At 63.7% G+C, this 9542-nt stretch carries 7 protein-coding genes; 5 read left to right on the forward strand and 2 right to left on the reverse strand.

All coding sequences use genetic code 11. The features are described 5' to 3' along the window. The first annotated feature begins 447 nt into the window (after positions 1-447). The 5 genes from HY726_22960 (at position 448) to HY726_22980 (ending at position 6925) form a co-directional block, all read left to right on the forward strand. Positions 448-1479, forward strand: a complete 1032-nt coding sequence (locus HY726_22960; protein ID MBI4611861.1) for an ABC transporter substrate-binding protein — start codon at positions 448-450, stop codon at positions 1477-1479. Positions 1480-1522: 43 nt separating this feature from the next. Next, the gene (locus tag HY726_22965) at positions 1523-2617 is read left to right on the forward strand and encodes an amidohydrolase (protein MBI4611862.1); all 1095 of its coding nucleotides are present in this window, start codon (positions 1523-1525) and stop codon (positions 2615-2617) included. Positions 2618-2642: 25 nt separating this feature from the next. Further along, entirely contained in the window at positions 2643-4985 is a 2343-nt protein-coding gene (locus HY726_22970) for a xanthine dehydrogenase family protein molybdopterin-binding subunit (GenBank protein ID MBI4611863.1), read from the forward strand. Positions 4986-5005: 20 nt separating this feature from the next. Beyond that, positions 5006-6040 (forward strand): ABC transporter substrate-binding protein, encoded by a 1035-nt coding sequence (locus tag HY726_22975; GenBank protein ID MBI4611864.1) that lies wholly within the window; start codon positions 5006-5008, stop codon positions 6038-6040. 546 nt (positions 6041-6586) lie between these two features. After that, the gene (locus tag HY726_22980; protein ID MBI4611865.1) at positions 6587-6925 is read left to right on the forward strand and encodes an ABC transporter substrate-binding protein; all 339 of its coding nucleotides are present in this window, start codon (positions 6587-6589) and stop codon (positions 6923-6925) included. A gap of 98 nt (positions 6926-7023) precedes the next feature. Here HY726_22980 and HY726_22985 read toward each other — a convergent pair whose 3' ends face one another. After that, positions 7024-8016 (reverse strand): ABC transporter substrate-binding protein, encoded by a 993-nt coding sequence (locus tag HY726_22985; GenBank protein MBI4611866.1) that lies wholly within the window; start codon positions 8014-8016, stop codon positions 7024-7026. Continuing rightward, positions 7995-9542 (reverse strand): molybdopterin-dependent oxidoreductase (locus tag HY726_22990; GenBank protein ID MBI4611867.1); only part of this gene is annotated, 1548 nt, incomplete at its 5' end. The genes HY726_22990 and HY726_22985, both read right to left, overlap by 22 nt.

A 9542-nucleotide genomic window follows, 5' to 3' on the forward strand; every position in this document is an offset into this window, starting at 1 on the left:
AGTACCCGCCCAAGCAGCTTATTCGCCTTGCTACTGGTACCCGGAAACCCTTCGATTCTATGAATGCTAGGAGCGCGTTGACCAAGCTTGGATTTGTCGTGAGGGCGACGGGGTGAACTTCCGGGTTCTCAAGAAGCGAGATGTCAGTCACGCGCCGTCTAGCAGGACTGGTTTCAGAAAGTGGCCGACATGCCCCGGCTGCACGTGCAGATCCGGGTAGCGGCGTAATGGCCTGATGCTTAATAGTTCTCCAAGCCCCTGGATAGTCCTCTTGACGATCCCCAGTTGGGTCCATTGTTCGTCATGAGGCTTTCTGGCCTTCGGCACTGCCAGCCCTCCCGCTGGAGCGCCCAGGCCTGCAAGAACCTTCGAATCTGCCGTCGGTTGTGTTCTTGACAAACGCCTCGACTCGGCATAGGGCTTATAGGTGATGCGAACTGATGGGGGATGATCATGAAGGCAGGTAGGCTCCAGGGGACACTCAAGGGCACGCTCATCGGCATAGCCCTACTTCTCCCAGTAACGGTGACACCGAGTGGCGCTGGGTGGGCGCAGGGGCTTGCCGAGACCACGTACATCGCCGCCTGGACCATCAGCGGCAGCCAGGCTTACGCCTATGTGGGAATTGGCAAGGGCTACTACAAGGAGGAGGGGATCGCTCTAAAGGTCGCTCGGGGCTTTGGTTCAGGAGATACGGCCAAGCGGACCGGTTTGGCAGATGGTAACGTCTTCGGAGAGGCAGACGTCAGCGCAATGATTAAGGTCCGCGCCGAGGGAGTCAAGGTCAAGGCGGTCGGAATCATCGCGGAGCGCAACCCCTTGCAGGTCGTCTCCCTCAAACGCTTTAACGTCACAAACCCCAAAGACCTGGAAGGCAAGACCATCGCTATCAGCCCGGGCGGCATGGAGGCAACTCAACTGCTGCCGTTCGTACAGGCTAACGGCCTCGACCTGAATAACATCACTGTCATGAATATGGCTCCTGGCCCGATGTCTGCCGCCGTTTCGACTGGCAAGGTCCATGCTGCCCTACTGGCGAGCACTACAGCCTCGGTCATCATCCATGGCAGGAAGATCGAAATGAACGCCTTGGACCTGGAGGACCATGGCGTCCCGGTGTACAGCTGGGCGATTGTGACCCGTGATGAGCTGGTTGAGCGAAGCCAGGGGCTGGTGCGAGGCTTCGTTCGAGCCACCTACCGGGCCTTCCTCTACCAGGAGGGCCACCCGGAGGAGGCCATCGACATCCTGGTGCGCTACCACCCGGAGCTGACCGACAAGCAGGCCGAGCTCTATGGGCTCAAAGCCAAGGCGAAGGTTCTGTTCACCGAGACGGCCCGACAGAAAGGGCTCGGCTGGATGGACGAGAAGAAGATCCGCTACACCCGGGACCTGATCACGAAGGCCTGGAAGCTCAAGGAAGTGCCGGTGCAGGACCTCTATACGAACGCCTTCCTGCCCGGGCTTTTTCCGAGGTAGCTGGCTGGGCAGGGGAGAGGGAAAAACATAGGGGAGGAAGACGATGAAGGTCATCGATGCGGACGCCCATGTGGAAGAGTGCACGGAAACCTGGAGTTTCCTGGAGAAACAGTTCTATCCGCGGCGGCCGCTGCCCATTGAGATCGACAAAGATACTGTCTTCGGTCGCATCAATGCCTTTTGGTTGATTGATGGTGAGGCTTTTCCCAAGTTCTCTGGTCGGGGCCTGCACATCCTCGGGACTCCCCCGATCTCTGAATTTGCCAAGGCTAAACCCGTTTCCGTGGGGGCTCAAACCTTGACCGATATTAAGACTCGCCTTGCAGACATGGATCGATTGGGGATTGATATCCAAGTGGTTTTTCCCACTCTTTTCCTCGTCGCGCTCGCTGAGGATGTCGTGTTGGAGGCCGCGTTATGCCGCAGCTACAATAGTTGGATGGCAGAGGTGACCGGCAAGAGCGACGGCAGAATCAAGTTCAGCGCGGTGTTGCCCTTTCGGGACATCTCGGAGTCGGTCAGGGAGATGCGGCGAGCAAAGGAGATGGGCGCAGTGGACGTGATGACGATGGGGCTCGTTTGGGACAAGGAGCTCGGCAACAAGGAATTCTTTCCTATTTACGATGAGGCGTGCCGCCTCGACCTTCCGGTCTGCATCCATTTCGGTTGGGGGGCGCCTGGACTTACGCGGATTTTCCAGACCGTGCCGAGTTCATCCTTTTCGGCGGCCATGCTGCCAGTTGCGATGGGGTTCTACAGCATCATTTCAGGCGGCGTGATGGATGAGTTTCCCAACGTGCGGGTGGCATTTTTGGAGGCCGGTTCTGAGTGGCTGCCTTACGCTCTGCACCAGCTTGAGCGCGCCTGGGGCCGCGAACGCGCAAGGTGCAAGAGGAATCCCGGAGACTACCTGAAAGACGGTAACATCTACATTTCCGTCGAGGCAGACGAAGATATCAACCATCTCCTCCACTTCATTGGTGAGGACCAACTTGTAATTGCTTCGGATTACCCGCACACGGACCCTTCTCATGAGGAGGATATGGTAAGGGAACTGCAGAAGCGGACGGATCTTCCTGGCGGAATTCAGGAGAAGATCCTGTGTCATAATCCAGCACGGCTTTACAGCCTCGAATAGGCGCCTCGCCGGCCGGAGGGTGGTCATGATCGGGACTTCTATCCCTCAGCTGGATGCCTTGCCCAAGCTCACCGGGCAGGTTCCCTATACGATCAACCTTCAGCTCCCCCAGATGCTGCATGCCAAGATCCTGCGGAGCAAGGTCCCCCATGCGCGCGTGCTGCACGTGAAGACGACCCGAGCCGCGAAGGAGCCCGGGGTCAAGGCGGTCCTCACCCGAGAAGAGGTCCTCTGCCTCCTGCGCTCGGCATATTTCGGCCCGGTCTTCAAGGATCAGCCTGTGGTAGCCATCGCTCGGGTGTTACATGTGGGGGATCCGATTGCGGCGGTGGCTGCAGTCGACGAGGAGACGGCCGAGGGCGCGCTGGGGCTGATCGACCTGGAGCTTGAGGAGCTGCCCGCGGTCTTTTCCCCCGAGGCGGCACTCGCTGCGGGCGCCCCGATCCTCCATGCTCGCCATGATGGGCCTCGTTTCCAGTACAGCGATCTGAAGGAACTTATCGAGGCGTCGGCCCCGGAGACCAACATCTGCACGGTGTACCGGCTGGAAAATGGGAACCTTGATCGCGCGTTCCGCGAAGCGCCTTACGTTTTCGAGCACACCTTTACCTGTCCCACCACGCAGCATTGCCCAATGGAACCGCATGCCGCCCTCGCCCAGATCGAGGTAGATGGCAAGATCACTGTGTGGTCCAGCACGCAGAGCCCGTTCATTCTTCGCGCTCAGCTCGCCGAGCTCTTCGACTTCCCGCTAAGCCGAGTCCGCGTGATCGTACCTCCACTCGGCGGTGCGTACGGCGCAAAGATCTTCGCTAAGGTAGAACCGATTGTTATCTGCCTGTCCATGCTCGCAGGACGTCCCGTGAAAGCCGTCCTCACGCGCGAGGAGGAGTTCCTCACGGTGACCAAACACGCCGCAAAGGCGACTTTTCGAACGGCCGTAGGGCGAGACGGCCGGTTTATTGCCCGGCACGCCCGTATTCTCTGGGACACCGGAGCGTATGCAGAGATCGGGCCGCGCGTTATCAAGAATGGTGGCGGGTACGCCTCGCTCGGTCCCTACCGGATCCCGCATCTCAAGGTGGAGTCGTACTGCGTGTACACCAACAAGCCGCCGGCGGGGGCATTTCGAGGCTTCGGGGTCTCACAGGTGGCCTGGGCTGGCGAATCCCAGATAGACATGATCGCTCGGGAGCTCGGGCGGGACCCCCTGGAGTTCCGGCAACAAAATCTCTTCCAAGAAGGAGATCGCTTCCACACCGGTGACGTGCTCCACAGCATTGGCCTTCGGGAGTGCCTGGATCGGTGCGCGGTCGCCATCGGGTGGGGCCGAAACGAGCTCCCTCAGAGCCCCAGCCTGGCTCGGGGCAAAGGGCTGGCTGTGATCATCAAGCACACCAGCACACCCTCGGTCTCCACTGCGACGCTGAAGCTCAACGAGGATGGCTCGGTCAACTTACTGACTAGCACGGTCGATATCGGGCAGGGGGCTAGGACAATCCTACCGCAGATCGTGGCCGAAGAACTAGGGATTCCCATCGAGCATATCAGCCTCGGATGGCCTGACACCGATGTTACCCCTTATGACACCATGACCGCTTCCAGTCGGAGCACTTTTCATATGGGCACGGCGGTACGCCGGGCGGTCGAAGGCCTCCGGCAGCAGCTGCGAGCCCTTAGTGCGGATCTGCTGGAGGCGGCTCCGGATGACGTCGAGATCCGGGATGGGCGCGCCGTCGTTCGTGGGACCGACCGGGGGTTCAGTTTCGGAGAGGTCGTTCGGAAGCACTTCGGGGTCGGAGCCGGGACCCTGGTCGCGCACGGCAGTTTCAAGACTCATGGGCTCCGGTCCCGCTCGGGGGACCGCGAGGGGCCGCTCACCTCGGCCTACTGGTCCGTGGCGGCAGGGGCGGCTGAGGTGGAGGTAGACCGGCAGACTGGCCACGTCCGGGTGCTGCGGTACGTAACGGCCGTGGATGTTGGGAAGGCCCTAAACCCCCTGCTGTGTGAGGGGCAGATCCGGGGATCCGTGGTGCTCGGCGTGGGCCAGACCTTTCATGAAGAGCTGGCATTTGAAGAAGGGCAGCCTGTCAATCCCAATCTTTTGGATTACCGGCTCCCGTGCATGATGGACATCCCGGAGGCCACAGAGGTCATCCTCGTGGAGACTCCCCATCAGAATGGCCCGTTCGGGGCGAAGGGGGCCGGTGAGCCAGCCGTCCCGCCGGTCGCGCCCGCGATCGGCAATGCGATTGCGGATGCGATTGGCGTGCGGCTCTTTGACCTGCCCCTCACGCCCGAGAGGGTCCTCCGCGCCGTGCGCAGAGCCGACACCACAACATCGGAGGCGGGCTCACGCATCGGGTAAGAAAACAGGGAGGAACGCCGATGGAAGGAAGAGGAGGTCAATGGATCATCGGGTCAATCAGGGTGGTCGTCTTCACGTCTCTACTCCTCCCCCTGTCGGGCTTCAACCTGATAGGCCAGCTACCCCTGGCAGCGGCCCAGGAGAAGATCTCCCTGCGTCTCGCCTTCATCCCTAACGGCTACGATGGCCCCTTCTTCATCGCCCGCGGTAAAGGGTACTATCGGGAGGAGGGGCTTGATGTGACGATCCCGCGGGGGTTCGGGTCGGCGGACACCGCCAAGCGAGTTGCGGCGCGTTCGGACACCTTCGGGACAGTAGACGTGTTCACGGTTGTGAAGGCGGTCGCAGAGGGAGCGGCTCTGAAGCTCGTCGGCTCCACCGTGGGCGAGGGGACTGGGGTGATCATGGCGCTGAAGAAGTCTGGGATTCGTCAGCTCAAGGACTTGGAGGGTCGCACGCTCGGTAGTACGCCCGGAAGCGCCTTTCACCTACAGCTCCCGGCTCTGTTTCGGGCGGCCAATGTCCACCTGGCGAAGGTCCGGATCGCCGACATGGACATCGTGCTGAAGTCCTCGGCCCTGATCGCTGGAAAGGTGGACGCCATCACAGGAATGGCGCCTTCGGAGCCGCCGGCTTTCAAAGTCAGGGGAATAGAGGTCGACGTCATTGAATACCGGCAGTACCTGAAGATTCTCGGCATGAGCTTCGTCGTACACCAGGACCTTGTGCGTCAGAGACCGGATCTGATTCGAAAGATCCTTCGCGCCACATACCGCGGGGCCCGAGACTTTGCCCAGAATGTTAGCGAGGGTGTGGAGTTCCTTAGCCGAGGCCATCCGGAGGTTGACCGCCAGACCTACCTGGAGCAGGCGCAAGTCAGCCTGGCTCTCTGGGTCCCTTCCTTGGTGAAGGAGCGAGGGTTCGGATGGATCGATGATGCGCTTATGAGGAACACCATCGAGGTCGCCGTGAGCGCGCACAAGATTGGCCGACCACCACGAGCTGAGGATCTCTACACGAATGAGTTTCTGCCAGTTCCCCCGATTAAACCCTGAAGGTGGGCGCGGAATTCGCCCACTCTGCCTCAGAGGAAGAGAGGAGGAGTCCGGCGTTACAGTCGTAGTAGATCCCGTACGCTCCCCGCTTCTGTCGAGCCGCGCACATGGAGGTCGAGGGCGTTTGTCTTTGTGCGCCAGGCATGGCGCGTGACTTGGAGGTGAAGGTCCTCTGAGGGCCTTGGTGACAGGATCCCCCCCAGCCGAACCGCAACTGCGTTCTCGCGAGGGGGTGTGGGAAGGAAGCCGTAGGCAAAGCCCTGGCCCCGGGCCGACCGCTGCGCTGCGACGGCTGGGGCTCGTGAGCCGACTCGAGGAGCATCGGAGGGCTTGCGTGCGCCACGTGAACCGCCGGATGCCGAACGGTACGCCCAGTGGTGTGGGAGCTGGGGGGCGGGTGGCCGACCCGGCTACCCGATTACGGGGTCAGTTTGAGGCGAAGTTTCGCCTCACCTCTGGCACAGTTTCGCGGTGAATGGTCGGTTTGAGGCGAAGCTTCGCTAGGAGGAGTTCGATGCCGCAGAACCATGTGGGGGGCATGTCCCCGTGGCAGTGCTCGCCCTCCTCTTCATCGCGCTGTCCGTGGATGACCAATTCGCCCGGAGCCACCCGGACGTGGTGCGACGGTTCGTGAAGATGTACGCGGAGGCCGTGGAATACATCAGGGCGAACCCTGACGAGGCCTTCCAGCGGTACCGCGAGATGATGAAGCTCACGCGGCCCGAGGACTACGAGCAACTCAAGACGATCATGGTGGCGCACTACACGTCACGCTGGGATGACGAGGTCATCGCGGGGATGGTCCGCTACCTCGAGCTAGGGGTGGAGGCCGGGCTCATCCCGCGGGCCCCCCGAGACCTGTTCACCACGGAGTTTGCGCGGTAGGACGGTTGTCGCCAGGCGGCTGCAGACAGGCATGCGGCGGTGTGGTCACGGATCGCCCTGGCGGCATGGGGCGGGACTGAGCAAGGGTCTGGGGGACGTCAGAAGTAGTTGTCCGACGCGCTGGAGTGGAACAGCTCCTCCGGCGCCACGAAGCGCGGGGCCAGCCCCTGCTCGACTAGGTAGCCCGCCACCGCCTCCAGGGCCACCCGGTTGCGCGCGATCCCGTACGGCCAGATGTCCTCCCCGAACAGCTCCCGCGCCTCCTCCAGGTCGGCGTGAAGCCAGGGGATCATGACCCGGGAGGCCCCGGTGAACCGGAGGTCCCCGAGGCAGCGGGCCTTGGATTCCTCGCACGCGTCGTACAGGCTCTTGGCCACCCACGGCTCCCGGGCCAGCAGCTCGTTGCGGATGACGAGCGTGTGCATGATCGGGAAGATCCCGGTCCGCAGGTAGTAGTCGCACTCGGCTTCGCGGGGGTTCGGGAACAGGCGCTGGATCCCCGGGACGCGGCCGAAGCACGCTGGCAGGCGTGACCCGAGGTAGGCGTCCAGCTCCCCCCGCTCGAGCATCCCGCTCAGGGTCTGCCCGGGCTTGATGAACTCGACCATGAAGGGCGGGGCCGGGGCGACGTCCATCTCATCCGGCTGCCGGGGCTTGTCGATCCCCCCCTCGAGCCAGTGGATCGTCTCCAGCCTCACCCCGTGATCGTGCTGGAGCATCCCCCGGATCCACACCGCGGCGGTCTGCCGGTACTCGGGCACTCCCACCCGCTTCCCCTCCAGGTCCCGGGGCTCCCGGATCTTCGCATCCTCCCGCACCACGATGAAGCCGTGCCGGAACATCCGGGAGGGGAACACCGGGATGGCCGTGAAGCTCACTTCCCCCTGGCTCTTCAGAATGGCGTAGAAGGTCAGGGCGAACTCCGCGACGTCGAACTCGTGGTGCTTGTAGAACCGGGCGAAGATCTCGGGGCCCGAGGGGATCGGCAGGTAGCGCAGGTCGATCCCCATGGGGCGGACAGCGCCGTCCATGAGCGGGCGGAAGCGGTCGTAGGGACCGCACGCCAGGGTCAGGGGGAGAGGAGCTGCCATACCGCCTCCTGCGCCTCAGCGGAGATGGTCGCGCCCGCATGCGGCCCCGACGGCCCGGGCCGGTCCTCCCCGGGCTCGGCCGGGTACACGCGGACCTTGATGCAGAGGTCGAGGTTCTGGCTCACGGGGTCCAGCCGGTCGAAGCGGAGGGGGAGCAGCGCGTTGAAGAAGACCCCTTTGTCTCGTGCCACCGGGAGCCCCTCGGCCCAGTGCCCGGCGCACGCGGCGATGGCCAGGGCCTCGGGATGGATCGCCTCGGACAGGCGGACCCGGCCCTTGACGTGCTGCCGCTCCGCGGACTCCACCCAGACGAGGTCCCCGTCGCGCAGCCCCTTCCGGCGGCCGTGTCCCGCGTTGATCACCACCTGGTACGTGTTCGGGTCCAGGCGCGCGGCCTCGTCGAGCCAGGGGTTCTGCATGGTGAACGAGTTCGTGTGCAGCACGTCCCGATAGTAGAAGGCGAAGAGGTCGTAGGCCGGGTCCGTGACCTTGTGGGAGGCACATGGGAGCCAGTCGGGGAGCGGCTGGTACGCGGAGGTATCCCAGGTGGCGCCCAGCTCCTGCACCACCTGCTGGATCCGCTGCGCGGCGGTCCGCACGAACTCGAAGTACACCGGCACGCGCGCCTTCACGAACGGGCGCCAGTAGACCTCCTCGACCTGCTTGGGCCAGGTCACCACCCCGTGCTGCTTGAACCACGCCAGCCCGCGCTCGGGGCCGAAGCGCTGCCGCAGGATCCGGTCGCAGATCTCCTCCCAGGTGTAGCGCTCCTCGGGGGTCAGCCGGTAGGGGGGCCGCAGCCCGAAGTGGAGGTTCAGCATGGCGTGGGCGTCCGCCCGCATCCCCACCCGATCGGCGAGCTCGAGCAGGACTTCGGTGAACGGGCGGCGCCCGTGCGAGGGCTCCACCACCGGCTGGCGGATCGGATACCCCCAGGTCCCGGGCCCGCCCGGGTGGTTGAAGATGAAGGGCTGGTTGGGCGCGGGGTCCAGGCGCTCCAGGAAGCTCGTATCGGGGAGCACGATGTCGGCCAGCTCCGAGAACTCGGTGAGGAAGAGGTCGAAGGAGACGATGAAGGGGATCTGCTTCAGGGCCGCCACCGCGGTCTCGGCGTTCCCCACGCTCATGACCGCGTTGGCCCCGAAGTTCATCAGGAGCTCCGGGCGGTAATCGATACCCATCCGCGTCCAGATCGCCTCCCGGTCCTCGCAGACCAGCAGCGGTGAGGAGCGCCCCAACGGGTAGAGCTCCTGCAGCCCCAGGGCCCGGGGCCGGCGGACCTCATGGGGCGGGTAGGGCGCGGGCGGGGCCAGCCAGGTCCCGGTGACCATCAGCCCGTCGGGCCCCTCGTGCGGGGTGAAGCGGAGCTGCCCGGTCTCGGAGACCCCGGCGCAGGCCGGGTTGAATCCCAGGGTGCCGCCGGGGACGTCGGCCGCGCCGACCACCTGGTTCAGCAACGAGATGGCCGCGCAGGTGTGGAACGAGTTCCGGTGCCCCTGGGCCCCGCGGAAGAAGATGGCCGAGAC

This window comes from Candidatus Rokuibacteriota bacterium (genome assembly GCA_016209385.1).
Lineage (GTDB): Bacteria > Methylomirabilota > Methylomirabilia > Rokubacteriales > CSP1-6 > JACQWB01.

Excerpts from the sequence above, each read along its gene's own strand:
- HY726_22975 (MBI4611864.1), top strand. The coding sequence starts at position 5,006 with ATGGAAGGAAGAGGAGGTCAATGGATCATCGGGTCAATCAGGGTGGTC.
- HY726_22965 (MBI4611862.1), top strand. The coding sequence starts at position 1,523 with ATGAAGGTCATCGATGCGGACGCCCATGTGGAAGAGTGCACGGAAACC.
- HY726_22985 (MBI4611866.1), bottom strand. The coding sequence starts at position 8,016 with ATGGCAGCTCCTCTCCCCCTGACCCTGGCGTGCGGTCCCTACGACCGC.
- HY726_22970 (MBI4611863.1), top strand. The coding sequence starts at position 2,643 with ATGATCGGGACTTCTATCCCTCAGCTGGATGCCTTGCCCAAGCTCACC.
- HY726_22960 (MBI4611861.1), top strand. The coding sequence starts at position 448 with ATGATCATGAAGGCAGGTAGGCTCCAGGGGACACTCAAGGGCACGCTC.